Below are 25,641 nucleotides of genomic sequence, written 5' to 3'. Positions count from 1 at the left end.
TTCGGCGCGATCCTCATGGTGACGAGCGGTGGCGTGCTGGTGACCGGCCAGACCGTGATCGCGAAATACACCGGTGCGGTGGACGCCGGCCCGGTCCGGATCGGCGACTCGGACAGCGAGGAAGCCGCGGACATCAAGGGCCCGCTGAACATCCTGCTCGCCGGCATCGACCCGCGCGGCACCAAGACCGCGCCGCTCTCCGACTCGATCATCGTGGCGCACGTGCCGGCCTCGATGGACCAGGTCTACCTCTTCTCGCTGCCCCGCGATCTGTATGTCGAGATCCCCGCCTTCGAGAAGAACGGCTTCCGCGGCACCAGCTCGAAGATCAACGCGGCGATGACGTTCGGCAGCTCGGTCGGCAACGGGAAGTATGACGAGAAGCAGGGCTTCCAGCTGCTCGCCAAGACCGTCACCAAGCTCACCGGCATCAAGGAGTTCGACGCCGGCGCGATCGTCAACTTCGGCGGGTTCAAGGACATCGTCGAGGCCATGGGTGGCGTCACCATGACGATCGACCAGAACGTGAAGTCGGAGCACCTCCAGCCGAACGGCAAGCCCCGCCCCAAGCGGGCCGGGTGTGACAGCGGCTGCGAGCACCCGTACATCGGGCCGCAGAAGCTCTACAAGAAGGGCACCTACCACCTGAAGGCGTGGGAGGCCCTGGACTACGTCCGGCAGCGTTACGGCCTGCCCAACGGCGACTACGACCGCCAGCGGCACCAGCAGCAGTTCGTCAAGGCCATGGCCAAGCAGGCGATGAGCAAGGACGTGGTGACCAACCCCAGCAAGCTGCTGAAGGTGCTGGACGCGGCCGGCGACTCGCTCACCTTCTTCGGTGAGGGGCACAGCGTCGTCGACTGGGGTCTGGCGCTGCGCGGCGTCAGCACCGACGACATGACGCTGGTCAAGCTGCCCGGCGGGGCGTACCAGCCGAACGGGAAGTACCTGGGGGAGCAGCTCGCGCCGTCGACCGAGGAGTTCTTCAAGGCCCTCAAGGAGGACCGGGTCGCGGCCTTCCTGCTCGACAACCCGGAATACGTGAGCAAGGACAGCTGAGTCGGCACCCCGTACCACGGTGACCTGGGGCGCAGACTAGACTTCACCCGATCGGTTTCGCAGCGTCAAAGGGAGACAGCGTGGCCAACCAGCTGCACGTCGAGGTCGTCGCCGTCGAGGAGAAGGTGTGGTCCGGCGAGGCGGAGATGCTCGTGGCGCGGACCACCGAGGGTGAGATCGGTGTGCTGCCCGGTCACGCCCCGCTGCTCGGCCTGCTCAAGGAGCCGTCCCAGGTCCGGGTCAAGCTCGCCGGTGGCGAGCAGCTGACCTACGACGTGGCCGGCGGATTCCTCTCCATCGACGCGAACGGCGTCACGGTGCTCGCCGAGAGCGCCACGGCCGCCACGCCCGAGTCGCACTGACGCCGGCGATGCGGATTCTGGAAATCGTCGGAATCTGCGTCGTCGCGCTGCTCGCGCTTCTCTTCGCCGTCTTCTTCCGCCGCCGCCTGCTCATGCTCGGCGGCGGAACCATTCGGGTCCAGGTCCGGATCAGCACGATGGTGCCCGGCCGCGGCTGGTCGCCCGGCCTCGGCCAGTTCGTCGGTGACGAGCTCCGCTTCCACCGCATGTTCAGCCTGGCGATCCGCCCGAAACGGGTGCTCGACCGGCGGACCCTCGCGGTGCGGGAGCGGCGCCTTCCGGCCGGCCCGGAGCGGCTCACCATGCCGGGGCACTGGGTCGTCCTGCGCTGCGAGACCGACGGCACCCAGCTCGAGATCGCCATGGCGGAGACCACCGTCACCGGCTTCCTGTCCTGGCTGGAAGCGGGCCCGCCGCGCGACCCCGGCGCCCTGCGCAGCCGCCCGGCGTTCGGCACCCGCCCGATCGAGCCCTGAGTCCAGGCGCGCCGGATTGGCCGTGTCCGGCCGGCGCTGGGCTGCCCTAGCGTCGACGGCATGCGGATCAGAATCGTCGACGCCTTCACCGACCGGCCGTTCGCCGGAGCGCCCGCCGGGGTGGTCCTGCTGGACGCCTTCCCGGACGATGCCTGGATGCAGCGGGTGGCCGTCGAGGTCAACCACGCCGAGACCGCCTTCCTGCACCGCCTGCCGGCCGGCTCCGAGGCCGACTGGGCGCTGCGCTGGTTCACCCCCGCCGTCGAGGTCGCGCTCTGCGGGCACGCCACGCTGGCGGCCGCGCACGTGCTGGGCGAGGACGGGCCGGTCCGGTTCGCCACCCGCAGCGGGGTGCTGGTCGCCTCGCCCGGCCCGGACGGCATGCTCACCCTCGACTTCCCGACCGCGCCGCTGACCGCGGTCGCGCCGGATCCGGCCCTGGCCGCCGCCCTCGGCGCGGAGGTCCTGGCGGTGCGCCACACCGGGCCGAACACCGACGACCTGCTGGTCGAGGTGGCCGGCGAGAAGCTCGTCCGGGAGATCGCCCCGGACCTGCGTGCCCTGACGCCCCTGTCGAACCGGGGCGTCATCGTCACCGCGGCGGCCGGCGACGAGACGGCCGGCTACGACTTCGTCTCCCGCTTCTTCGGCCCGGCGGTCGGCGTCGACGAGGACCCGGTCACCGGCAGCGCGCACACCGCCCTCGCGCCCTACTGGGCGGCGAAGCTGGGCCGCGACGAGCTGACCGGATATCAGGCCTCACCGCGGGGCGGTTTCGTGCGGGTGGCCCTGCGCGGCGACCGCACGCACCTGAGCGGGCACGCCGTCACCGTGATCGACGGCGAACTGCACGCTCAGGTCCCCTCATCGGCGGGCTCGAACCGGTCGGCGACCAGTTCGACCTCGTAGGCCCAGTCGTCGGCCAGATAGGCGGCGTAACTCGCCGGGCCGCCGGCGTGGGGATAGCGGTCGGCGAAGAGCCGGGACCAGCCGTGCCCGGGAGCGTCCGCCCAGAGGCGGTCCACCTCCGCGGCGGTGTCGACGGTGAAGGCCAGGTGGTTCAGGCCGGGCGCCAGCCGGTCGTGCACCGTCCCGGAGAGGGCAGGGGACTGCTCCAGCACGAGGTAGACGTCCCCGTGCTTCCAGGACCGGCCGCCCGGCCAGTCCTGGAAGGGCTGCCAGCCCAGCTCGCCGAGCAGCCAGCCCCACGGGCGCAGGGCGCCCGCGAGGTCGGGGATCCAGAGCTCCAGGTGGTGCAGCCCGCCGGTCATCGACGGCTGCCGCCGGGGACCCACTTCACGTCGCCGTCCGGGTTCGCCACCCGGGACAGGATGAAGAGCAGGTCGGAGAGGCGGTTCAGGTATTTCGCGGGCAGCGCACTCGTACGCTCGGGCTCCTGCTCCTGAAGAGCCCAGGCCGAACGCTCCGCGCGGCGCGCCACCGTGCGTGCCACGTGCAGGAGCGCGGCCCCGGGGGTGCCGCCCGGAAGAATGAAGCTGTCCAGCGGGGCCAGCCGCTCGTTGAACTCGTCGCACCAGCCTTCGAGGCGGGTCACGTACTCCTCGGTGACCCGCAGCGGCGGGTACTCCGGCTTCTCGTCGGAGAGCGGGTTGCCCAGATCCGCCCCGAGGTCGAACAGGTCGTTCTGGATGGAGGCGAGCACCGTGCGTACCTCCGAGGGGAGATCGCCGAGCGCGATCGCGACACCCAGAGCGGCGTTGCACTCGTCGGCGTCGGCGTAGGCCGCGATGCGTGGCGCCGTCTTGGGCGCCACCTCGTTGTTGACCAGCCGGGTCTGGCCGGCGTCGCCGGTACGGGTGTAGATGCGGGTGAGATGCACAGCCATGCGCCCCACCCTACGTAGTGGCGCATGCCCGGGGCTCATACCATGGCCCGCGTGGATGTGATCAGGGTGAAGGGCGGCGCACGGCTGGCCGGTGACGTCGTGGTGGGCGGTGCCAAGAACTCGGCGCTCAAGCTGATGGCGGTGGCATTGCTGGCCGAGGGCCGCAGCGTGGTGTCGAACGTGCCACGCATCACCGACATCGCGATCATGGCGGAGGTGCTGCGCCGCCTCGGCTGCGACGTCGACCTCTCCGGTGGCGAGGCGGTCATCGACGTGCCGGCGGAGCCGGGTGCCGAGGCCGACTACGACCTGGTGCGCCGGCTGCGCGCGTCGATCTGCGTGCTGGGGCCGCTGCTGGCCCGCCGCGGTTACGTGCGGGTCGCGCTGCCCGGCGGCGACATGATCGGCTCCCGTGGCCTGGACATGCACGTCTCCGGCCTGGCCCGGATGGGCGCGGAGATCTCCAACGAGCACGGTTTCGTGATCGCCTCGGCCCCGGCCGGGCTGCGCGGCTCCAAGATCTGGCTGGACTTCCCGAGTGTCGGGGCCACCGAGAACCTGCTGATGGCCGCGGTGCTCGCCAAGGGCGTCACCGAGATCGACAACGCCGCGCGCGAGCCGGAGATCGTGGACATCTGCCAGATGCTCAACGCGATGGGCGCCCGGATCGAGGGCGCCGGCACGTCGACGCTGATCGTCGAGGGTGTGGAGGGGCCGCTCAAGCCGGTGCACCACACCACGGTCGGCGACCGGATCGTCGGCGGCACCTGGGCGTTCGCGGCGGCGATGACGCGCGGCGACGTGACCGTGCGCGGGGTGCGGCCGGAGTTCCTGGACATCGCGCTGGACAAGCTGGTCACCGCCGGCGCGACGGTGGATCCGGGGGAGAACGAGTTCCGGGTCCGGATGACCGAGCGCCCGCGCAACGTCGACATCGTCACGCTGCCGTACCCGGGTTTTGCCACCGACCTGCTGCCGATGGCGCTCGGTCTCGCCGCGGTGGCCGAGGGCTCCTCGCTGATCACCGAGAACATCTTCGACGGCCGGTTCATGTTCGTGAACGAGATGGTGCGTCTCGGCGCCGACATCCGGACCGACGGGCACCACGCGGTGGTGAACGGGCGGGAGCGGCTCTCCGGCGCCCCGGTGCGCGCGACCGACATCCGGGCCGGTGCGGGCCTGGTCATCGCCGGGCTCTGCGCGGACGGGGTGACCGAGGTGGGCGAGGTGCACCACATCGACCGTGGCTACCCGGACTTCGTGGCCGACCTGGCGAAGCTGGGTGTCGAGGTGGAGCGCACCGACGTGCCGGAGCCGACCTTCGACTTCTGATCAGCTGGACACCAGCCGGCGGGCCTCCTCCACCTCCTCGGAGAAGACCAGCACGCTGACCCGGCCGTCGCGCCGGGTGGCGGTGGTCGCCCGGATGCCGGCGTCGCCGAGGAGCCGCCGGATCTCGTCGGCCACCTCGGTGTCGTCGGCGACCGCGGCCGGGAAGAGGAGACCGTAGTCCTCCCGATCCTCGAAGATCGCGAGGCCGTCGCGCGGGGGTTCACCGCCGGTGGGCTGCAGACCCATGCGCCAGAACACCGCGCCGAGGAAGCCGACCAGTCCGACGGCGATCAACGGTCCGATGAGATACCAGCCGTCGCTCGTGGCCATGGGCACAGTCTGGCACCGCCGATCGCTGATTTCCGGAGATTCGACCCGATCGGGAGTCGGGCTGAACCACCGTTAAACTGGGCGCCCTCACACGAAGGAGTGGAACATGGCGGGTCGGCTCGCGGTCATCGGTTCCGGATTGATGGGTTCCGGTATAGCCCAGGTCTCGGCGCAGGCCGGATGGCAGGTCACCATGCGGGACGTCGACGACGCCTCGCTCAACCGCGGCATGTCCGCGATCAGGGACTCGCTGACCCGCTTCGCGGCGAAGGGCCGGATCGCCGAGGCAGACGTCGAGGCCACCCTCGCCCGGATCACCCCCACCACCGACCTGGACGCGGCCGCCGAGGCCGACATCGTGGTCGAGGCCATCTTCGAGAAGGTCGAGGCCAAGCACGAGGTCTTCAAGGCCCTCGACAAGATCTGCAAGGCGGGCGCGGTCCTCGGCACCAACACCTCGGCGATCCCGATCACCCAGATCGCCACGGTCACCTCGCGGCCGGAGTCCGTCGTCGGCATCCACTTCTTCTCGCCGGTGCCGATGATGAAGCTCGTCGAGCTGGTCCGCGGATACCAGACCTCGGACGAGACGCTGGCGGCCGCCCGCGCCTACGCCGAGGAGGTCGGCAAGACCTGCGTCGAGGTCAAGCGCGACGTCGCCGGGTTCGTCTCCAACCGGCTCTTCTCCGCCCTGCTGGTCGAGGCGATCAAGCTGGTCGAGTCGGGCGTGGTCTCCGCCGCCGACCTGGACACCGTGATGAAGCTCGGCTTCGGGCACACGATGGGGCCGCTGGCGACCGTCGACCTCACCGGGCTCGACGTGATGCTGAACGCGGCGAGCAACATCTACCGGGACACGGCGGACGAGAAGTTCTTCCCGCCGGAGCTGCTGCAGCGCATGGTGCAGGCCGGCGACCTGGGCCGGAAGACCGGCAAGGGTTTCTACCGCTACTGATGGCTGGGCCGGTGCGGCTTTGCGCCGCACCGGCTTCAACCGTTCGACGTACGTGCTACGCCTGGCCCAACCGCAGCTGGGTGGCCCCGTGGCTGCGGCCGGTTTAACGGCTCTGCACGACGCCATTCCTGTTCAGCGCGACGCCGTTCCTGTTCAGCGCGACGCTGTCCCTGCTCAGCGCGACCCCGCGAACGCCAGCGACAGCGCCGTTGCGGCCACCATCCCGCCGAGCAATGTCAGCCCGATCCCGCCGATGTCCATCCGGGCTCGCATCCCCCGATGGGCCAGCAGCGCCGCCACCGGCACCCCCGACGACGGCGCCACCAGGAACGTCAGCCATCCCAGTCCGCGGATCACCACGCCACCCCACACCCCGGTCTCCCCGAAGGTCACCAGCCCGGCGGCGACCAGCCCGGTGAGCGCCGCGCAGACCGCGCCCACCACCGGCAGCATCGGCAGCAGCCACCGCGACAGCGGGCGCCGGGCCGGCCGGACCGTCACGTCGATCCGGTCCGCGGCCCGGGAGAGCAGCGTCCGCGGCGACTGCCGCCCGGGCGCCGGCGCGTCCTCGGTCGTCGGCCGCCGCTGCAGGGCCACCCGGGGCAGTGTCTCCACCGGGGCCGGTTCCGGCGTCTCGCCCAGCGCCCGGACCCGCATGCCGCGCGCCCGGCGCAGCTGATCCCAGAGCCGGGCCGCCTCCCGATCCACGTCCAGCACCTGTGCCGCCGCCGCGCCCGCCCAGCGGTCCGCGGCGAGGGCGTCGTGCTCGGCCCGGGCCAGTTCGCCGGCCGCCCGCGCCGCGCTGTCCTGATACGCCTGCTCGGCGTCGTCCAGCTCCGCGTCACGCCGCCGGGTGACGTCGGCGAGGGCGCTCACCATCAGCTGGTAGTCGCGGCCCAGGGGCTGCCGGTCACGTGTGGTCACTGTTCACCTCGTACGGGATGATCACTTCGGGTGTGCGGTGCACGGAGCGGTCGAAGAACAGGGCCCGCCGGGTCCGCGGATGCCAGGCCGGGCCGTCCGGCTGCGGGTGCAGCTCGGCGAGGTCCGCCCCGGGCACGTCGAGTGCGACCCAGGCGCCGACCGTGTCGAGGTCCGCGCGCAGAGCGGACACCGAACGCCACCAGCCGAGCACGTGGGTGCGCCGTTCCGGGCCGTCGGCCAGCAGGGCCCGCAGCGCGGCCCGGTGCTCGGCGGTGACGGCGTCCAAGGCGTAACCGAGCACGTACCGGGGCACGTCCGAGGGCGGCAGGTCGAAGTGGACGTCGGAGGCGTCGTACCAGTCGGCGGCGGGCAGCTCGGCGACCAGCCGAGCCGCCGCCGGCGCTGCCTCCGGCGTCAGGCAGACCACGCTGAAGTGCGCCGGCCCCTGCGCGGCCAGCGACAGCGCGGCGGCCGCCAGCACGTCACAGGCCTCATCGGTACGGGCGCCGAGCACCGCCAGGTTGCGTCCCGGCATCCGCCCGAGCCGCAGGCGGGCCGGTTGTGCCGCCACGTCGATCCGCTCCCCGAGCACCGCCCCCGGCGACGACCCGACCGGTGCGTCCGCCGCCGGCACCCGTCCCGCCGGCCGGTACGCGGCCGGAAGCCGGGGCACCGCGTCACCGTCGAACAGCCGTGGCTCCTCGCAGCCGAGCGGCCGCCCCCGCCAGAGTTTGCGCTGCGTGGCCCGCCAGACCGTCAGGTCCCCGGCATCCGGCAGCCGCACGACCCGGTTGGCGCCGGCCGCCCCGGACTCGGTGTTCACCACCGCGTGGAAGCGGGGGATCAGCGCGGCCGCCAGGTTGTCCGCGGCCAGGATCCGGCGGGCCTTCGGCAGCGCGATCCGCAGCGTGAACCGGCCGGTCAGCGTCTCGGCGCCGGCCACCTCCCGGCCCGCCAGGATCAGGTGGATGCCCTGCGCGGGTCCGCGCCGGGCCAGATCCTCCAGCAGGGTGACGGCCTCCTCGGCGACCGCGTCCCGCCCGTCGATCAGCACCGGGAACTCGTCGATCACGGCGACGATCCGGGGCCAGTAGCCGTCCGGATCCGCGGCGCGCAGCTCGGCCAGGCCGGTGGCATCGTGCCGTTTGGCGGCCTGGGCACGGGTGCGCAGCTCCTCGCCGAGGTGGCGCAGCATGGCCAGCCCGAACTCGCGGTCGCCGTCGACGTTGATCCCGGCGAGGCGGACCTGCGGCAGCCAGCTCGGGTCGCGCAGGCTCGCCGCGTACCGGGCGAACGACGTGCCGTCGGTGAAGTCGAGCAGGTAGAGGGCGAGTTCCTCGGGGCCGTAGCGGGTGGCGAGCGAACCCAGCCAGGTGTAGATCAGGTTGGTCTTGCCGGAGCCGGCCGGGCCGCCGATCAGCGCGTGCGGCGCGCCGTCATCGAGCGGCACCTCGATCAGGGCCCCGTCGGTGCTGTCCCCGATCGGCGCCGCGAGGCCGGTCCGCGACGACTCGGCCCACAGCTTCGCCGGCTCGAGGTCGGCGAGCCGGGCGTGCGGCGAGCCGGGCCGGAGCCGGTTCGCCGCACCCTGGCAGAACAAGGCGATCCGCTCGGGGTCCGGCGGCGGGTCCAGCCGGATCTCCAGCCGGCCCAGCGAGTCGCAGGTCGCGTTCCGGTCCCGGACCACGATCCGTTCCACGGTGGGGTCGGCCTCCAGCTCCAGCCCGCGGACCATCAGGTGCACGCCGCAGGCCACGCCCGTACGCACGATCCGGTTCAGCTGCGCCTGCTGCCCCGCGGTGAGCTCGGCGGCGGTGGCCTGGTCGGCGAGCAGCACCACGAGCCGCCACGGCTCACCGCGCCGGCCCAGCTCGTTGACCCGGCAGATGTGCTCGGCCAGCTCGTCCAGCAGCGATCCGAGGCCGCCCGGCCCGACGAAGGCCGGCCCGAGCGGCGCGAACGCGGCGAGCGTGCCGCCCAGCCGCTCCGGGTCGTAGACGGTGAGCCGTACGTCCCCGGGCCGGGTGCTGCCGAGCGCCCGCAGCAGCACACCGGTGATCACCTCGTCGAGGGTCGCCGTCGGCCCGCTGAGGTGCAGGTGCGCGGCGTCGAGCAGCGGGATCAGGCCGGGCAGCGCGGTGGTCTCGTCGAACGAGATGGTCCCGATGCGCAGCAGGCCCGGCCGGCCGCCGGGCTCCGGTTCGCTCGGCGCCCACAGCCGCCACGGCGCTCCGGCCGCGCCGGTGGCGCTGACCGTGGCCAGGCCGCGCAGGTGGCCGGCGAGCCGGATGGCTTCGCTGCGATAGCGGCGCTGGATGTCGTCGCGGGCGGCCTCCCGGGCTGCCGCCAGCTGACTGAGGCAGGTGGCGTACGCGTCCCGGACGAGGCGGCGCCGGTTCTGCGCCTCGCCACGCGCTGTCTCAGCGGCGGCAAGCACCGCCCGTGCGGTGCCGCGTGCCTCGGCCAGTTCCTGCCGGACCGCGGCGACCAGCGCGTTGCGGTGACCCATGGTGGGGGATTTTAGCCATTTCCGACCTTTTTGGGACTTTATGCGTTGCGTGTCGTGATCTCGTCCGTGGCGGGTCGCCCGGGCAACGCCCGATGCCGGCCGCCGAGGTCCGTCCACAGCCGTTCCGCGACGACCATCGCGGCCTCCCGCTGCCACTGCCGGGCCACATCCCGCGACACATACCGCCGGAACCAGTCCACGGCCAGCCGCGCCTCCCGGCTCATCCCGTCACCGCGCTGCCGCCGCGCATACGGGTTCAGGCCCAGCACGCAGCAGAACTGCAGGACGTTGTAGTAGCGCCAGTCGTCCGTCGTGCTGAACGGGCCGGGCGGGCGCAGCGCGGACACCGACTCCCGCAGCACCGCCCGCAACTCCCGGGCCCGGGCCCGCGGCTGATCCTCCCGGCCGGCCAGCCGGCGCTCCACCACCGGCATGTCGGTCAGCGGGCTGCGCGCCAACCGGTCCAGGTCGGCGAAATCGTTCAGCGCCCGGCGGGTCAGCCGCAGGAACTCCGGCTCACCGATCGAACCGAGCCGGCGCGGCTCCCGCCGGCGCAGCAGCGCATCCGCGTTCAGGAACAGAGTGGACCGGTCGGAACGCAGGGCGGCGTCGTCGTACAGCGCGGCCTTGTCCAGCAGCCGCCGCAGCCGGCCGGTCAGGCCGGCCACCGCCGACGTCACCGCCACCACCCCGAACTGGACCAGCGCCACCCCGTCATGACCGGGCACCAGCAGCATCGTGACCGCGGCCGGAACGCCCACCAGCACCGTCGCCGCCAGCCCGGCGATCAGGGCGCGGCGCATGTCCGGGCGCAGCCGCTCACCCGCCTCGGTGGCATGCGCCACCGCGATCAGATAGCCCACCACCAGCAGATCCACGCCGATCGCCCCGATCAGCAGGGCGTCACCGCCCAGCTCGGCGGGGGACAGCAGCAGGCCGAGAGCGAACGCGTACAGCACCGCCATCAGGGTCAGCGCCAACGGCAGCATGCGCGGCACCACCTGCGCCCGCAGCCGCCACAACAGGGTCAAGCCGCCGAGCAGCGGACTCAGCGCGACCAGGCGGCCCACCCCCGGCAGGGCGACCACCATGACCAGGAAGAGCAACCCCAGCACCAGGGCGCCACGGTCGATCGGCCGCCGTTCCGGCGGCGTCAACGGCAGCAGCGCCACCACGGCGCCGGCCCACCCCAGAGCGGGCAGGCAGAGCAGGACCTGGGCAAACATGGCACCCGGTGCGACGGTCCAGGCGGCAACCCCGATGGCGTACGTGGCCAGCGCGGCAGCCGCCCACCGCAACACCCACCGCCCCGGATCACGTCCGATCAGATAGCAGGCCAGCCACCAGGCGAGGGCGAAAGAGGGAACGGCGACCGCGGGCACCAGAGCAGTCAACCAAACAGCTGGCGGGTCTCGACACCCGAGATTCGCTCACGCTTGCGCCGGCGTCGTTTCCGCACCACCCAGACCGTCCCCAGGAGCAGCACGAGCAGCCCGATCAGCACCAGCACCGGCAACACGATGGCCAGCACCGACATCACCACGCTGCCGAAATCCTCGGCCGTGCTGGCGACCGGGGCGCCGAAACCGGCGGTCGACGCGTTCACCACCGGGCGGGAGGCGGTCTTCACGCCGTGCACCCCCAGCGCGATCAGCCCGCCGATGACGATCGGCACCCACTGGTGCGAGGTGAAGAACGAACCCGGATCCGACACGGTCACCGTCTCCGACGCCGAACCGGCGCCGAACGCCAGCCCGCCCGCGGTCGGCCGGACGAACGTCTGCACCACGTCGTTCAGGTGGTCCACGACCGGGACCTTGTCGGCCACCACCTCGATCGTGAGCAGCAGGCCGAGGATCACCAGGGTCCAGCCGTTGGACAGCCACGACCAACCGGCCGGCAGACTGATCGCCTCGGTGTAGCGGGCCAGCAGACCCATCGTGAGCAGCGGAATATATGCATTCAGGCCCGCCGATGCGGCGAGACCGGTGCCGGTCAATGCTTCGAACACGAAACCAGCATGGCACCGGCATGCGAACCTCGCCCGGCAGGAGTCGGGTAGTGTCGCCCGGTGCGTCTGGTCATCGCGAAGTGCTCCGTGGACTATGTCGGCCGTCTCTCCGCCCACCTGCCTCCGGCAGTGCGGCTGCTGATGGTCAAAGCCGACGGGTCGGTGTCGATCCACGCCGACGACCGTGCCTACAAGCCGCTCAACTGGATGAGCCCGCCCTGCAAACTGCAGGAGGCGCCGGGCGTCTGGAAGGTGGTGAACAAAGCCGGCGAGGAGTTGCGGATCACGCTGGAGGAGATCTTCCAGGATTACTCGTACGAGCTGGGTGTCGACCCTGGCCTGCAGAAGGACGGTGTGGAAGCCCACCTGCAGGAGCTGCTGGCCGAACACCCGGAGACGTTCGGCGAAGGCTGGACCCTGGTGCGCCGCGAGTTCATGACCGCGATCGGCCCGGTCGACCTGCTCTGCAAGGACGCGGACGGCGGTTCGGTGGCCGTCGAGGTGAAACGCCGCGGCGAGATCGACGGTGTCGAGCAGCTGACCCGCTACCTCGAACTGATGAACCGCGACCCGCTGCTCGCGCCGGTCAAGGGAATCTTCGCCGCCCAGGAGATCAAGCCCCAGGCTCGCGTCCTGGCCACCGACCGCGGGATCCGCTGCGTGGTCGTGGACTACGACAAGCTCCGCGGCATGGAGCGCGACGAGCTGACCCTCTTCTAGCCTCCTCCCGGCGCGAGGCAGTCCGGTTGCGGCGCGAGGCAGTCCGGTTGCGGCGCGAGGCAGTCCGGTTGCGGCGCGAGGCAGTCCGGTTGCGGCGCGAGGCAGTCCGGTTGCGGCGCGCGAGGTGGGGACGGTTTTGGGGCGGTGATGGCCCACTCCGGGCGGTCAAGCTTGATCCCTACGTGGGCCATCACCGCCCCAAAACCTTGCCTGGGCGCGGTCCGCACGGCGACTCACGCCGATCACCCGCACCCTCCAGCTACTACACCTGCCGACCCTCTTCCTCTCGGTCAGCAGGCCGCACTCGTCCCCAAGCGCCTTTCGCCGCACCGTCCCTACACACCTCCGCCGCGCCCGGCGGAGGTCGGACCGCCGACCCGCAGGGGTCACCGCGAGCCTTCGCCGCAGCCTCACAGCGCGCTTTGTCGCAGCCGCTCCAACCCGCCCCTGGCCGCGGTCGCAACAGCGCGTTGCCGCCAGCCCTCGGCTGCGCATCTTGCGTCGCTGGCCAGCCTTCGGCTGGGCCCTTCCCGGCGCCGTCGCCAATCTCCGCGGCTGGTCCCAGCGCTGTCTCGGCCCAGGCGATCCTGCGCTGGCTGTCAGCCGGCCGTGCCGGCTGCGCCTGAGCGTTGCTTTGGCCGGTCTCAGCGGGCCCTGACCGTCAGCTGGCCTGGCTGGCTGCGCGTGAGGGTTGCTTCAGCTGGTCTCAGCGGGCGCTGACCGTCGGCTGGCCTGGCTGGCTGCGCGTGAGGGTTGCTTCAGCTGGTCTCAGCGGGCGCTGGCCGTCAGCTGGCTTGGCTGGCTGCGCGTGAGGGTTGCTTTGGCCGGTCTCAGCGGGCGCTGAGCGTCGGCTGGCCTGGCTGGCTGCGCGTGAGGGTTGCTTCAGCTGGTCTCAGCGGGCGCTGACCGTCAGCTGGCTTGGCTGGCTGCGCGTGAGGGTTGCTTTGGCTGGTCTCAGCGGGCGCTGAGCGTCAGCTGGTTTGGCTGGCTGGGCCTGAGGGTTGTTTTGGTTGGGCTGGCGACGTTGAGTGCCGGCGGGGTAGTGAGGGCTGGGGGTGAGGTGGGGTCAGCGGGGGGAGAGGGGGACGCGGGACTCGGAGGTGGAGAGGGAGAGGTAGGCGCGCAGGCCGACGGTGGTCAAGGTGGCCTGCAGGGCGAGCACGGTCGGGGACGGCGGTGTGGCCTGGCCCAGCGTGAGCATCGTGGGCAGGGTGAGGAGCAGCAGGTCGGGCCCGGCCACCGAGCTGACCAGCGGGCCGGTCGAGACCGTGCCCATCGGGGTGTCGAGGGGCAGCAGGTCGTTGCGGACGAAGCCGACGCGGGCGTGGCGGACGGCGGCGGCGGCGCCTACCGGGCCGGCGGTGAGGCCCAGCAGCCACCAGAGGCCGCTGGGGAGGTTGCCGGTGGCCTGGAGCAGGGTCAGCGCGATCGTGGTCCAGGCGGTGGACAGCAGGGCGGGGATCCAGAGGCGCTGGGTCAGGGCGTGGCGGGAGCTGAGGCCGAGGAGGCGGAGCAGGACCGGGTTGCCGGCGTCGGTCTTCACGGTGGCGGTGGTGGTGCCGGCGGCGATCATGCCGCCCAGCGGGATGAGGGTGGCCAGCAGCCAGCCGGGGCCGTCGGCGGCGAGCAGCGGCAGGGTGGTGGCCGCGGTCAGCCAGAGCAGGCGGGGCAGGCGGCGCCGGGCGAGCAGCAGGTCCTGGCCGACGAGGACCGGCAGCCGGGCCGGCGGGCGGGTGGAGCGCAGCCGGCGGTGGGCCCAGTAGCGGCGTTCGACCATGTCGGCGACCCAGGACGGTTCCATGCCGAAGGCCGCGTCGAACAGGGTGCCTGCGGTTTTCGCCGACTCCAGGATGCGGTCGTTGGGGGTGCGGGCGAGGTCCCGTACGCCGAGGAGGAAGCCGGCGGTGACGACGACCGCGAGGGCACCGGTCAGCGGAACCACCAGCGCGCCGGTGGGCCACCCGCCCAGGGTGGGTGGCGTCCAGCCGGCTGCCTCCAGGACCAGCTCGGCCAGGCCGGCGGCGAGCGCGGCGGCGGCGAGCCGGTCGACGAGGGCGGCGCGGGCGGTGTCGGCCTGGGCCGACCGGGCCAGCAGGAAGAGGGCGACGCCGGTGACGGCGGCGGCGAGCGTGAGCGGGCCGACCGGCGCGGTGTCACGGTGCGTGGTGTGCCCGAGGACGGCGAAGCCGGCCGCGCCGGCTGTAACCGCCGCCGCGGCCGCGGTGAGACGGACCGAGGGCAGCAGCAGCCGGCGGCGGCTGACCGGTGCGGTGAGCAGGAAGTACGCCGCCGGCCGGCTGAGCGAGACCGGGCCGAGGCGGCGCAGGGCGAGCAGGATCAGGGCAGCGGAGAGTACGCCGAGCGCGATCGCCGAAACGCCGGAAAGTGCCGGGTCTGCGGGCCAGAAGGTGGCGGTGAGTTGCCGGTGCAGCATCGCCCCGACGATGACCACGAAGAGCACCGCGACGTAGACGCTGCCCAGGAATTCGCCCCGGTCGCGGTGGGCGGACTGGGTGCGGTGGATCCAGCGGCGGACCGGGCGCAGCGGGACGGTGACGGTCACGGCCGGCCCAGCGATTCCATGGTGGTGAGTTCGGCGCCGGAGGCGACCGCGAACTTGTCGTCGTGGCTGGCCAGCAGCAGGGAGCCGCCGGCCGCCTGGTAGTCGGCGAGCATCGCGGCGACCAGCGCCCGCCCGTCCGGGTCGAGGCGCTGTTCGGGTTCGTCGAGGATGAGCAGCGAGCTGGGCCGGAGCAGGGCCAGCAGCAGGGTGAGGCGCTGTTTCTGACCGGAGGAGAGCGACGGCGGGATGGCGTCGGCGTGCCCGGACAGGCCGAACCGGTCGAGGGCTTCGTCGATGCCGGCGTCGTCGGGGTCCTGGCCGTGCGCCCGGCAGATCAGTTCGGCGTGTTCCCGGGCGGTGAGACCCGGGTACCAGGTCGGCGGCTCCACGGTGGTCACCACGGCACGCCAGAACTCCGGGGTCTCGCCGGGTTCGGCGCCGAAGATCCGGATGGTGCCGGCGTCCGGCTGCTGCAGGCTGCTGACGCAGCGCAGCAGTGTGGACTTGCCGATGCCGTTCTCCCCGGTCACGCAGACGCCGGTGCCGGCCGGGACGGTGAGCCCGACGTTCACCAGCACCGGCGTGGAACCGTAGCTGACCGATAGACTGCTGACCTCGACCGCCGGGTGATCCACCACCCGATCAGACTATGGCTTGCGGCCGTAGAGCAGGCGCAGTGCCTTCACGATCTGGCCGACCTGTGCCGGGGTGCGCTCGAACGTCATGGCCGGGAGCAGGGACTTCGCCCGCCGCACGGTGATCGCCTTGGGCCGGGCGAATTCCCGCAGCCCGTCCTCGCCGTGGATGCGCCCGAACCCGGACTCGCCGACCCCGCCGAACGGCAGGTTGCCCATGCCGACGAAGGTGAGGGTGCCGTTGACCGCGACCATGCCGGAGCGCAGCCGCCGGGCGATCCGGATCGCGTTCTTCTTGCCGAAGACCGAGCCACCCAGCCCGTACGGCGTGTCGTTCGCCTTCCGCACGGCCTCGTCCGCGTCCCGCACCCGGGTGATGGTCAGCGTCGGCCCGAACGTCTCCTCCCGCATCTCCGAGGAGTCCTCCGGCACGTCGACCAGCACCGTCGGCGCGACATAGGGCGCCTGGACCGCGTCCGTCCCGCCGAGCACCGCACGCCCGCCCTTGGCGATCGCGTCCTCGATGTGGTCGCGGATGATCTCCAGCTGGCGGGGCATGGTGATCGGCCCGATCTCCTCGCCGGTCCGCAGTCTGCCCGCCTTCTCCACCACGGCGTCGACGAACCGGTCGTAGACGGGGGCCACCGCGTAGACCCGCTCGATGCCGATGCAGGTCTGCCCGGCGTTGGTCATCGCGCCCCAGACCGCCGCCTCGGCGGCCGCCGCCACGTCCGCGTCCTCGTCGACGATCAGCGCGTCCTTGCCACCGGCCTCCAGTACCACCGGCACCAGATTTTCCGCGCAGGCGGCCATCACCTTCTTGGCGGTGGCGGTGGAGCCGGTGAACGAGATCTTGCCGACGCCGGAGCGGCACAGCGCCCCGCCGACGTCACCGAAGCCGTGCACGGCCTGCAGGACCGGGTGCTCCGGGACGATCTCGGCGAACGTGTCGGCGAGCCACTGCCCGACCACCGGCGTGTACTCGCTCGGCTTGAAGACGACGGTGTTGCCGGCGGCCAGCGCGCCGCTGATCGGGCCGACCGGGGTGACGATGGGGTAGTTCCACGGGCCGATCACGCCGACCACGCCGAACGGCTGGTACTCCAGGTGGCCGGAGTGCTCGGCGAGCAGCAGCCGGGTCCGGACCCGGCGGGGGCCGAGCACCCGTTTCGCGTTGCGGGCCGCCCAGTCGAGGTGTTCCACCGCGGCGGTGACCTCGATGATCCCGTCGGTGACCGGTTTGCCGGCCTCGCGGTGGGTGAGTTCGGCGAGCTCCTGGATCCGCTCGACCAGCAGGGTGCGCCAGCGCAGCAGGCGGGTCTTGCGCCCGTCGTAGCCGATGCTCTGCCACCAGGCGGCGGCCTCGCGGGCTCGCTCGACGGCTGCGACGACCGCCTTCTCGTCCGCGACCGGCACGCGGCCGGCTTCGTCGCCGGTGGCCGGGTTCGTGGAGATCAGCCAACCGTCCTCGATCACAGGCTGGCCCGGAACGTGAATCGCCGTCATGACCGCGAGTGTAGGGCGATTGTTACTGATCAGTCACTACGTACTCTGGGAGTTGTGAGTCCCCGCCGTAATCGTCCCCGCCGCCGTGACGACCCCGAGCCCCGCCCGGACCGTCCCGGCATCACCGAACAGCGCGTCCAGCAGTGGCAGGACGGCGAGTGGATGGTGCGGAACATCTTCGGTGCGGCGGCGGTGAAGACGTACCGGTGCCCGGGCTGTATGCAGGACATCCGCCCGGGTGTGGCCCACATCGTGGCGTGGCCGGCCGACGGTTACGGCGACGAGAGCGACCGGCGGCACTGGCACACCGGCTGCTGGCGGGCCCGCGACCGGCGGGCGCCAGGGGTGGAGCGCTCGCGAAACGCTCCTCGTTATGGTTGATCAGTGAGCAACCAGATCCGGGCCAACTCGATCCTTCCCGCGACCCGCGAGGAGATCGAGCTGCACACCGCGGACGGCGTCACCCTCGTCGGTGAGCTGGCCCGCCCGGCCGACCGCGAACCGGTCGCCACCCTCGTCTGCCTGCATCCGCTGCCCACGCACGGCGGGATGATGGACAGCCACGTCTACCGCAAGGCGGCCTGGCGGCTGCCGGCCCTGGCCGGCATCGCGGTGCTGCGGTTCAACACCCGCGGCACGAGCAGTGTGCGCGGCACCAGCGGCGGCTCCTTCTCGCACGCCGTCGACGAGAGGTACGACGTAGCCGCCGCCATCGAGTACGCCGAGTTCCACGACCTGCCCAACATCTGGCTGGTCGGCTGGTCGTTCGGCACCGACCTGACTCTGATGTACGGCCTGGACCCCGCGGTCAGCGGCGCGATCCTGCTCTCCCCGCCGTTGCGTTTCTCCAAGCCCGAGCACCTGGACGCCTGGGCCGCCGCCGGCAAGCCGGTGACCGCGATCATCCCGGAGTTCGACGACTACCTGCGCCCGGCCGAGGCGACGGAGCGGTTCGCCGCGATCCCGCAGTGCGAGGTGGTGCCGGTGGAGGGCGGCAAGCACCTGTGGGTCGGCGACGCCGAGACCGTGCTCGACGAGATCGTCCGGCGCGTCGCGCCGGACGTGCCCACCCCGCTGCCGCGGACCTGGGACGGTCCGATGGAGACCGGCGACGCCGGGGCGTACGCGGATCGTACGGTCGCCGCCTTCTCCGACGTCGAGGTGCCCCGCCCGCTGCGCGATTAGCGCGTCTCCATGCTGGGTTGCATCACCTCGCGCATGATCAGCTGGATGGCGGCCACCATCGGGATGGCGACCAGCGCGCCGATGACGCCGAACAGGCCGACGCCGACCAGGGCCGCCACCAGCGCCGCGACGTCGCTGACCTTGACCGAGCGCCGCATCACGTTCGGGTAGATCAGGTAGTTCTCCACCTGCTGGTAGACGATGAAGAACACGATGCAGACGATCCCGTCGGTGATCGACGACGCGAGCCCGACCAGGCTCACGATGATCGCGCCGAGGGTGGCGCCGATCTGCGGGATCAGGTCGAAGATCGCGACCACCACGGCCAGTGCGAACGGGTACGCCAGGCCGAGCGCCAGCGCCAGCCCGAAGGTGCTCGCCCCGGCCAGGATGGCGATCGTCAGGGCGCCCACCATGTAGGCGCCGACCTTGGTGAGGATCTCGTCGGTGAGCAGCCGCACCCGCGCCCGCCGCGACGCCGGGACCAGCGAGTAACCGGTCTCCTTGATCCGCTCGAAGGACGCCATGAAGTAGATCGTCAGGACCAGCACGGTCAGGATGTTGAAGATCGTCCCGAACAGCAGTCTGGCCCCGCCGAGCACGCCGCCCACCGCGTTGCCGACCGTGCCCGCGTTGATCGCGCTCTGCACCTTGTTGGCGATGTCGTAGCGCTGGACCAGCTCGTTCACCGTCTCGCTGCGGCGCAGGCTCTCGATCACCTCGGGCGCGTTGTTGACCAGCTCGGTGGTCTGCGTGACCAGTGGCGGGATCAGGGCGACCAGGCCACCGGCGAGCAGCGCGACCACGGTGAGCGCGACGATCGTCACCGCGATGCCGCGGGGCAGGCCCCACCGGCGCAGCCGGCTCACCGCCGGGTTGAGGCCGATCGCCAGGAACAGCGCGATGAAGATCAGCACCAGGATCGAGGCGGCGTTGCGGACGCCGAGGAACAACGCGTACGCCAGGATGACGCCGAGTCCGAAGAGGAATCCGAACAGGAACGGGCTGCGCCGGTTCAGCGGCGGCCCGGGCTCACCGAACTTGGTGTCGTCGTCCACCGGCTCCGGCTCCGGAGCCGGTTCGGGCGCGGGATCGGGTTCGTTCTTCGTGGAGGGTTCATCAGGGGACGACATCGGGACCTCCACAGCGCGCATCGGAGATCCCGGACGTTATCGCCGTGACGCCTGCTCCGCCACCCGGGCGGAGCAGGCGTCGCAGTCTCACTCCGCGTCGGCGGGGACGCGGCTCGCCTGCGGGACGGTCACCTTCGCCGAGGCGGTCACCTTGGCGGGCTGAGCGGTCGGCGGGGCGCTCGGCGGGGTGCTCGGCGCGACGGCCGGGCCTCCGGTGACGGGCTTGCCGTCGGCCTCCGGGGAACCGTCCTGGTCCTCGGGGGTGGCAGCGGCGGCCAGCACCGCGGCAGCGGCCAGCTCGGCCACCCGCTTCGCCTCTTTTTGCACCTGACGACGGACGTCTGCGGCGTGCCGCTCGGCGGCCTCCCCGGCTCGTTCCGCCTCGGAGACCCGCTTGAGCTCCGCCTCGAGCTGGGTGTGCACGTCGGCCAGACGCTGCTGGACCCGCTCGGTCTCCTTCTCCGCGGTGCGGGCCTGCTCCTCGGCGGCGGCCCGGCGCTGCTCGGCCTCGGCGATCTCGGCCTGGGCGGCCTCGAGGTCGCGGCCGGCCTGCGCGATCTTCTCCTGCTGCGCGGCGATCTCCTTGCGGACGGCGGTCGCCTGCTCGTCGGAGCGGCGCAGCACCTCCTCCGCGTATTTGTCGGCCTCGCTGCGCAGGTCGGCGCACTGCTTCTCGACGCCGGCCCGCATCTGGGCGAGCTCCTCCAGCACCGAGTGACGGCGCAGGGCCAGCTCGTGCTCGACGGACGCCTTGAGGTCGGCGTGCTCACGGTCGGCCTCGTTGCGCTTGGCCGTGATGTCCTGCTGGGTCTTGTCCCGCAGGGCTTTCAGCTCCTGCTCGGCCTGGACCCGGGTGGACTGCACGTAGCCGTCCACTTCGGCCTTGGTGCGCGCGGCGTCCTGCGACGCCTTCTCGACCAGGTGCTTGGCCTCGCTGCGGGACCGGTTGAGCACCGCCTCGGCCTCGGCGCGCAGCTGCTCGGCATTCTGCCGGGCGGTGGCCAGCGCCTTGTCGGTCGCGGCGCGCTTCGCGGCGTCGGCCTTCTCCTCCTCGGCGCGACGGGCGGCGAGGGCGATCTCGAAGTCGCGGATGCCGTCGTGGGCGTGCGCCTCGGCCTCGGCCCGGATCCGCTCCGCCTCGGCGAGCCGGCTGGCGATGTCATCGGTGGCCGACGCCTTGATCGCCTCGGCCTGCTCCTCGGCGAGGGCGAGGATCTGCTCGACGCGCGGGCCGAGATGGCGGAACGAGACCTCGCCGGTGATCCCGGAGTTGCGCCGGGTCTGGGTGAGCTCCTGCTGCAGGCCCTTGATCTGCGCGGCCATCGCCTGGATCTGCGAGTAGGCCTGCTCCCGCTCAGCGGCCAGCGCGGCGATCTCGTTCTCCGCGCGGGCGACGTATCGCTCGACCTGCTTCTTCTCGTATCCCCGCAGGGCGGTCTCGAAGCTGGGCTCGGTGGCCGCCTCTCCGCCGAGACCGAAGATTTCACCGCCGTGCGACATGTTGTCCATCCTCACATACGCATCGTCCCGGGGCATGTCGGTACACACCGGGTTTGCAGGGACTGTGCGGGTAGTCACGTTTTGTCTCACCTCGGCTTGCCAAACCCAGGCTACGCGCCAAAACGAGTGAGGCCGCACCGGAGAAACTCCGGTACGGCCTCAAATGTTCACAGCCTTCCGGCCGGTTCACCGTCGCGTACTCCCGACGGTCTTGCAACCGGTAGCGGAATGCGGGTCGATCAAGAGTTGGTCTTGGCGGCCACCGGCTCCTCGCCGGCCTCCGCCTTCTCCTGCTGCTCAGGCTGCTCGGCGGGCTGCTCGGGCGCCCGCTGCGCCGGCGCCTCGGCGGCCTGCTTCGCGGCGGCCTCGGCGGCAGCCGGCGCGGCCGGGACGCCCGGGACCAGCCCGGAGAGACCGGACAGCATCTGGCCCAGCTGGTTGGTGACCGCGTCCTTCTGGCGGGTGAGATCCTCGACCTCGCGGCGCGCCGCCTGCGTGGTCAGCTCCGCCTCGGTCCGTGCCTCGCTCAGCTGACGGTTCGCCTCGGCACGCGCCTCGGTGACGGTCTTCTCGGCCAGTGCCCGGGCCTTCTCCACGACCTCGGCCGCGTTGCGCTCGGATTCGACGCGGCGGCTCTCGGCGCGCTGCTCGATCTCCTTGGCCCGGTCCTCGGCGGCGCGGGCACGCTCCTCGGCCTCGGCCACCATCTTCTGCGTCGCCGAGACCTGGGCGGCGTGCCGCTCGGACTCCTCGCGCTCGGCCTTCTCCCGGCGCTCGGCGATCTCCAGGGCCAGCGCCTGCAGGTCCTTGTCGCGCTTGTCCCGCGCGTCGGTGAGCAGCTTGGTCGCCTCGGCGCGCTTCTCCTCGGCCTCGCGGGCCGCCTTCGCCCGGGCCTGAGTGATCTCCCGCTCCGCGGTGGCCCGCAGCGACGAGACCTCCCGCTCCACGGTCGACTTCAGCTCGGCGACCTCGTGCGCGGTCACCGTACGCAACTGCTTGGTCTCGCGATCGGCGTCCGACCGCAACGTGTCCGCCTCGCGGCGGGCCTGCACGCGGGTCTCCGCGGCCTCCCGCTCGGCGTGCGTGCGCACCTGGCCGGCCTCGCGCTCGGCGGTGGCCTTCATGGCCGCCGCCTCGGCGCGCGCCTTGTCGGTGATCTCCCGCGCCTCGAGCCGGGCGGCCGAGAGGATGCCCTCCGACTCGCGCTTCGCCTCACTGCGGTGGTCGTTCGCCTGCTCCTCGGCGAGACGCAGGATCTGCTCCACCCGGGTGCCCAGCCCGGACAGAGTGGGACGGTTGTTCTCCTCCAGCAACTTGTTGCTGTCGGCGAGTTTCTGCTCCAGCGCGCTGAGCCGCTGCTCGGCCTGGCGCAGACGACGCTGGGCGTCGTTCATCCGCTGCTCGGCCTCGCCGCGAGCCTGCTCGGACTGGTTCAGCGCGGCGAGCAGCCGGCCGATGTGTCCGTCGACCTGGTGACGGTCGTAACCCCGCAGGACAACAGTGAAGTCGTGCTGCGAGTTGGCGGTCTCGAAGAAGGCCAGGTTTTGATCCTGCTGCTGGGGCATTGCGCCATCCTGGCGAGAAGGGGGCGGACATGCAAGAGCGGATGAGCATCCGAACCGCATCGTAGATCAGCTTTGACCTGGAGCGTAGCCGGGCCCCGGGCCGAACGGCGGCGGGCCCTCGACTCACCGGTCGGCGCGGTGTCGTCCCCTTGCCACCTGCCCACTCGGGGCTTCGGGCGATCGGGGACCGGCCGCCCACGCCGGCGGCGCCGCTCGATGGCGACGATCCTGCCAGGCGGCCGGGTCCGAGTCAGGAGGAATCACCCGCGCGGTGGACCCCCTCAGGCGGGTTCGACCAGCTCCACCAGGACCCCGCCGGCGTCCTTGGGGTGCACGAAGTTGATTCGCGAGCCGCCGGTGCCACGGCGCGGCTCGTCGTAGAGAAGGCGGAGTCCGCGAGCCCGCAGCCTGTCCGCGGCGACCTTCACATCGGCCACGGTGTAGGCCAGTTGTTGCAGGCCCGGGCCGTTGCGGTCGAGGAACTTGGCGATCGCCGAGTCCGGGCGGGCCGGGGCCAGCAGCTGGAGCCGGGGGCCGGTGCCGTCGCCGACCGCGAGCATCGCCTCCCGTACGCCCTGCTCGTCGTTGGTCTCTTCGTGCACGCACCGCAAACCGAAGTTTTCCGCGTAGAAGCGGATGGCCTCGTCCAGATCGGGCACGGCGATGCCGACGTGGTCGATGCGCAGCAATTCGATATCGGAGAATGTGACATTGTCGGACGCGCTGGCACTCGGTGAGACGTCTGTCATGCGGTTAGTCTCGAACCTGAGTCATCGTTAAGGCCAGCCGGGTATCCCCCAGTACTCGGTCGTCGCAGATGGGATCGAGACCGTGACCAGTTCCGTGATCGTCAGTGGCGCCCGGACCCCGATGGGGCGCCTGCTCGGGAACCTCAAGCACCTGCCCGCCACCGCGCTCGGCGGCCACGCGATCGCGGCGGCCCTGCGGCGCGGCGGCGTCGCTCCCGAGCTGGTGCAGTACGTGATCATGGGCCAGGTGCTGCAGGCCGGCTGCGGCCAGATCCCGGCCCGGCAGGCCGCGGTGGCCGCCGGCATCCCGATGACCACGCCCGCGCTCACCGTCAACAAGGTGTGCCTGTCCGGCATCGACGCGATCGCCCTGGCCGACCAGCTCATCCGGGCCGGCGAGTTCGACGTGGTGGTGGCCGGCGGGATGGAGTCGATGACCAACGCGCCGCACCTGCTCACCGACCAGCGGCAGGGCCGCAAGTTCGGTGACGTGCTGGTGCGCGACCACACCGCCTTCGACGGCCTGATGGACCCGTGGGCCGGGATCTCGATGGGCGAGTCGACCGAGGCGAGCGGTGTCGGGCTCGGCATCACCCGCGCCGACCAGGACGCGTTCGCCGCGCTCAGCCACCAGCGGGCCGCCGCCGCCCAGCGCGAGGGCCGGTTCGCCGAGGAGATCACCCCGGTCCCGGCCGGCGGCCGCGGCGCCACCGAGCCGGTGGAGACCGACGAGGGTGTGCGGCCGGACACCACCGCCGAGTCGCTGGCCGGCCTGCGTCCCGCGTTCACCCCCGACGGCACCATCACCGCGGCCAGCTCGTCGCCGATCTCCGACGGCGCCGCCGCGGTCGTGGTGATGAGCAAGAAGAAGGCGAAACAGCTCGGTCTCACCTGGCTCGCCGAGATCACCGCGCACGGCAACGTCTCCGGCCCGGACAGCTCGCTGCAGTCCCAGCCGGCCAACGCCATCAAGCACGCCCTGCAGAAGGCCCGGCTCACCGTGGACGACCTCGACCTGATCGAGATCAACGAGGCGTTCGCCCAGGTGGTCCTCCAGTCGATGCGCGAGCTGAAGGTGGAGGAGGACATCGTCAACGTGAACGGCGGGGCGATCGCTCTCGGTCACCCGATCGGCATGTCCGGCGCCCGGCTGGTGCTGACCCTGGCTCTGGAGCTGCAGCGGCGCGGCGGCGGCATCGGCGCCGCCGGGCTGTGCGGTGGCGGTGGCCAGGGCGACGCCCTGATCATCAAGGTACCGTCGGCGTGACGGTGCGGCGCCCGGCCGCCGCGGGCGAGGAGGTTCAGCGGTGACCCGATCCCGGGACGTGCCCACTCTGGTCGCGAAAGCCCGGGAGGGCGACCCGCGCTCGGTGGCCCGGCTGATCAGCCTGGTGGAGAACGGCGACCCGGCCCTGCCCGAGGTCGCCGCCGCGATGGCGCCCCACGCGGGCCGCGCCCAGGTGATCGGCCTGACCGGCGCGCCCGGCGTGGGCAAGTCGACCACGACCAACGAGCTGGTCCGCGTCCTGCGCGAACAGGGCGCCCGGGTCGGCGTGCTCGCGGTCGACCCGTCCAGCCCGTTCAGCGGCGGCGCGATCCTCGGCGACCGGGTGCGGATGACCGAGCACACCGCGGACTCCGGCGTCTACATCCGCTCGATGTCCAGTCGCGGTCAGCTCGGCGGTCTCTCCGCGGCCACCCCGCAGGCGGTCCGCGTCCTGGAAGGCGCCGGCTGCGACGTCGTGCTCGTCGAGACGGTCGGGGTCGGCCAGGCCGAGGTCGAGATCGCCTCCCTCGCCGACACCACGCTGGTCCTGCTGGCCCCCGGCATGGGCGACGCCATCCAGGCCGTCAAGGCCGGCGTCCTGGAGATCGCCGACGTCTTCGTCATCAACAAGGCCGACCGCCCGGGCGCCGACGCCACCTACCGCGACATCCAGGGCATGCTCGCCCTCGGCGAGCGCGACCCGGGCGACTGGCGTCCCCAGGTGGTCCGCGCCGTCGCCGCCAAGGGTGAGGGCGTCGACGACGTGGTCGCCGCGATCGGCAAGCACCGCGACTGGCTGGAGAGCAGCGGCAACCTGCGCACCCGCCGGGAGCAGCGGGCCGCGGCCGAGGTCTCCGCGCTCGCCCTCGGCACCCTGCGGGCCCGGATGGGCGACCTGCGCGAGGGCACCACCCTGGGCGAGCTGGCCGCGCGGGTCGCCGCCGGCGACCTCGATCCCTACAGCGCGGCCGACGAGCTTCTCGCGAGCCTCGACGCGCGTCCCTCTCGCTGATC

The 25,641-nt window shown here is 72.0% G+C and carries 25 protein-coding genes; 11 read left to right on the top strand and 14 right to left on the bottom strand.

Translation table 11 applies throughout. The annotated features are described in order from the left end of the window. Positions 1–15 precede the first annotated feature (15 nt). The 4 genes from AB0F81_RS18540 (at position 16) to AB0F81_RS18525 (ending at position 2,806) form a co-directional block, all read left to right on the top strand. Complete coding sequence (locus AB0F81_RS18540) at positions 16–1,059, top strand: LCP family protein (RefSeq protein ID WP_360198724.1); 1,044 nt, start codon at positions 16–18, stop codon at positions 1,057–1,059. Between the two features lie 80 nt (positions 1,060–1,139). Then, entirely contained in the window at positions 1,140–1,421 is a 282-nt protein-coding gene (locus AB0F81_RS18535) for a F0F1 ATP synthase subunit epsilon (RefSeq protein ID WP_360198680.1), read from the top strand. Positions 1,422–1,429: 8 nt separating this feature from the next. Next, positions 1,430–1,897, top strand: coding sequence for a DUF2550 domain-containing protein (locus AB0F81_RS18530; RefSeq protein ID WP_360198677.1), 468 nt, complete (start codon positions 1,430–1,432; stop codon positions 1,895–1,897). Positions 1,898–1,957: 60 nt separating this feature from the next. Next, complete coding sequence (locus AB0F81_RS18525; RefSeq protein ID WP_360198675.1) at positions 1,958–2,806, top strand: PhzF family phenazine biosynthesis protein; 849 nt, start codon at positions 1,958–1,960, stop codon at positions 2,804–2,806. On the opposite strand, the gene AB0F81_RS18520 is transcribed toward AB0F81_RS18525, so the two are convergent. Both AB0F81_RS18520 and AB0F81_RS18515 read right to left on the bottom strand, forming a co-directional pair. Beyond that, positions 2,752–3,168 (bottom strand): VOC family protein, encoded by a 417-nt coding sequence (locus AB0F81_RS18520; RefSeq protein ID WP_360198672.1) that lies wholly within the window; start codon positions 3,166–3,168, stop codon positions 2,752–2,754. The two genes, AB0F81_RS18525 and AB0F81_RS18520, sit on opposite strands and share 55 nt — an antisense overlap. Beyond that, positions 3,165–3,743, bottom strand: a complete 579-nt coding sequence (locus tag AB0F81_RS18515; protein ID WP_360198669.1) for a cob(I)yrinic acid a,c-diamide adenosyltransferase — start codon at positions 3,741–3,743, stop codon at positions 3,165–3,167. The genes AB0F81_RS18520 and AB0F81_RS18515 overlap by 4 nt, the downstream gene beginning before the upstream one ends. Before the next feature lie 42 nt (positions 3,744–3,785). On the opposite strand from AB0F81_RS18515, the gene murA reads away from it, so the two are divergent. Then, complete coding sequence (murA, locus tag AB0F81_RS18510; RefSeq protein WP_360198667.1) at positions 3,786–5,075, top strand: UDP-N-acetylglucosamine 1-carboxyvinyltransferase; 1,290 nt, start codon at positions 3,786–3,788, stop codon at positions 5,073–5,075. Here murA and AB0F81_RS18505 read toward each other — a convergent pair whose 3' ends face one another. Continuing rightward, positions 5,076–5,405, bottom strand: coding sequence for a hypothetical protein (locus AB0F81_RS18505; RefSeq protein ID WP_360198664.1), 330 nt, complete (start codon positions 5,403–5,405; stop codon positions 5,076–5,078). A gap of 106 nt (positions 5,406–5,511) precedes the next feature. On the opposite strand from AB0F81_RS18505, the gene AB0F81_RS18500 reads away from it, so the two are divergent. Further along, the gene (locus tag AB0F81_RS18500) at positions 5,512–6,360 is read left to right on the top strand and encodes a 3-hydroxyacyl-CoA dehydrogenase family protein (RefSeq protein WP_360198662.1); all 849 of its coding nucleotides are present in this window, start codon (positions 5,512–5,514) and stop codon (positions 6,358–6,360) included. Between the two features lie 174 nt (positions 6,361–6,534). Here the strand turns inward: AB0F81_RS18500 and AB0F81_RS18495 are convergent, their stop codons facing one another. The 4 genes from AB0F81_RS18495 to AB0F81_RS18480 are packed head-to-tail and all read right to left on the bottom strand — an operon-like array spanning position 6,535 to position 11,804. Further along, complete coding sequence (locus tag AB0F81_RS18495) at positions 6,535–7,284, bottom strand: hypothetical protein (RefSeq protein WP_360198659.1); 750 nt, start codon at positions 7,282–7,284, stop codon at positions 6,535–6,537. After that, complete coding sequence (locus tag AB0F81_RS18490) at positions 7,271–9,793, bottom strand: FtsK/SpoIIIE domain-containing protein (protein ID WP_360198657.1); 2,523 nt, start codon at positions 9,791–9,793, stop codon at positions 7,271–7,273. The genes AB0F81_RS18495 and AB0F81_RS18490 overlap by 14 nt, the downstream gene beginning before the upstream one ends. 38 nt (positions 9,794–9,831) lie before the next feature. Then, a complete protein-coding gene (locus AB0F81_RS18485) occupies positions 9,832–11,187 on the bottom strand; it encodes a hypothetical protein (protein WP_360198654.1) in 1,356 nt (451 codons plus the stop codon). Next, positions 11,184–11,804, bottom strand: coding sequence for a DUF4126 domain-containing protein (locus AB0F81_RS18480; protein WP_360198651.1), 621 nt, complete (start codon positions 11,802–11,804; stop codon positions 11,184–11,186). Before AB0F81_RS18480 ends, AB0F81_RS18485 begins: the two co-directional genes overlap by 4 nt. 60 nt (positions 11,805–11,864) lie before the next feature. Here AB0F81_RS18480 and nucS point away from each other — a divergent pair, with 60 nt between their 5' ends. Further along, a complete protein-coding gene (gene nucS / locus AB0F81_RS18475; protein ID WP_360198648.1) occupies positions 11,865–12,524 on the top strand; it encodes an endonuclease NucS in 660 nt (219 codons plus the stop codon). Between the two features lie 1,066 nt (positions 12,525–13,590). Here the strand turns inward: nucS and AB0F81_RS18470 are convergent. From AB0F81_RS18470 to AB0F81_RS18460, 3 genes are read right to left on the bottom strand one after another with little or no spacing between them, the layout of a single operon-like run. Then, positions 13,591–15,087, bottom strand: a complete 1,497-nt coding sequence (locus tag AB0F81_RS18470) for a DUF6297 family protein (protein WP_360198646.1) — start codon at positions 15,085–15,087, stop codon at positions 13,591–13,593. Next, positions 15,084–15,725 carry an ATP-binding cassette domain-containing protein gene (locus tag AB0F81_RS18465; RefSeq protein ID WP_360198643.1) on the bottom strand — a complete coding sequence of 214 codons (642 nt, stop codon included), beginning with the start codon at positions 15,723–15,725 and terminating at the stop codon, positions 15,084–15,086. Before AB0F81_RS18465 ends, AB0F81_RS18470 begins: the two co-directional genes overlap by 4 nt. Positions 15,726–15,734: 9 nt before the next feature. Beyond that, on the bottom strand, positions 15,735–17,228 hold the full coding sequence (locus AB0F81_RS18460) for an aldehyde dehydrogenase family protein (RefSeq protein WP_360198640.1): 1,494 nt from the start codon (positions 17,226–17,228) through the stop codon (positions 15,735–15,737). A gap of 120 nt (positions 17,229–17,348) precedes the next feature. On the opposite strand from AB0F81_RS18460, the gene AB0F81_RS18455 reads away from it, so the two are divergent. Together AB0F81_RS18455 and AB0F81_RS18450 are read left to right on the top strand one after the other, a co-directional pair. Next, a complete protein-coding gene (locus AB0F81_RS18455) occupies positions 17,349–17,609 on the top strand; it encodes a hypothetical protein (RefSeq protein ID WP_360198721.1) in 261 nt (86 codons plus the stop codon). Between the two features lie 3 nt (positions 17,610–17,612). Beyond that, positions 17,613–18,413 carry an alpha/beta hydrolase gene (locus tag AB0F81_RS18450; protein ID WP_360198637.1) on the top strand — a complete coding sequence of 267 codons (801 nt, stop codon included), beginning with the start codon at positions 17,613–17,615 and terminating at the stop codon, positions 18,411–18,413. On the opposite strand, the gene AB0F81_RS18445 is transcribed toward AB0F81_RS18450, so the two are convergent. From AB0F81_RS18445 to mce, 4 genes are all read right to left on the bottom strand, one after another. Further along, the gene (locus AB0F81_RS18445) at positions 18,410–19,546 is read right to left on the bottom strand and encodes an AI-2E family transporter (RefSeq protein WP_360198634.1); all 1,137 of its coding nucleotides are present in this window, start codon (positions 19,544–19,546) and stop codon (positions 18,410–18,412) included. The genes AB0F81_RS18450 and AB0F81_RS18445 overlap by 4 nt on opposite strands. Before the next feature lie 87 nt (positions 19,547–19,633). Further along, a complete protein-coding gene (locus AB0F81_RS18440; RefSeq protein WP_360198718.1) occupies positions 19,634–21,055 on the bottom strand; it encodes a Laminin subunit beta-1 in 1,422 nt (473 codons plus the stop codon). 230 nt (positions 21,056–21,285) lie between these two features. Continuing rightward, positions 21,286–22,611, bottom strand: a complete 1,326-nt coding sequence (locus AB0F81_RS18435) for a cell division protein DivIVA (RefSeq protein WP_360198631.1) — start codon at positions 22,609–22,611, stop codon at positions 21,286–21,288. Positions 22,612–22,892: 281 nt separating this feature from the next. Continuing rightward, positions 22,893–23,360 carry a methylmalonyl-CoA epimerase gene (mce, locus tag AB0F81_RS18430; protein ID WP_360198628.1) on the bottom strand — a complete coding sequence of 156 codons (468 nt, stop codon included), beginning with the start codon at positions 23,358–23,360 and terminating at the stop codon, positions 22,893–22,895. Between the two features lie 82 nt (positions 23,361–23,442). Here mce and AB0F81_RS18425 point away from each other — a divergent pair, with 82 nt between their 5' ends. Continuing rightward, complete coding sequence (locus AB0F81_RS18425) at positions 23,443–24,627, top strand: acetyl-CoA C-acetyltransferase (protein ID WP_360198625.1); 1,185 nt, start codon at positions 23,443–23,445, stop codon at positions 24,625–24,627. A gap of 40 nt (positions 24,628–24,667) precedes the next feature. Further along, positions 24,668–25,639 carry a methylmalonyl Co-A mutase-associated GTPase MeaB gene (meaB, locus tag AB0F81_RS18420; protein ID WP_360198623.1) on the top strand — a complete coding sequence of 324 codons (972 nt, stop codon included), beginning with the start codon at positions 24,668–24,670 and terminating at the stop codon, positions 25,637–25,639. Positions 25,640–25,641: the final 2 nt, after the last annotated feature.

Source organism: Actinoplanes sp. NPDC024001 (assembly GCF_040638955.1).
Taxonomy (GTDB): Bacteria; Actinomycetota; Actinomycetes; order Mycobacteriales; family Micromonosporaceae; genus Actinoplanes.
The sequence above is the reverse complement of the archived record's forward strand: the minus strand, read 5'-3'. Positions and strand labels throughout refer to the sequence as shown.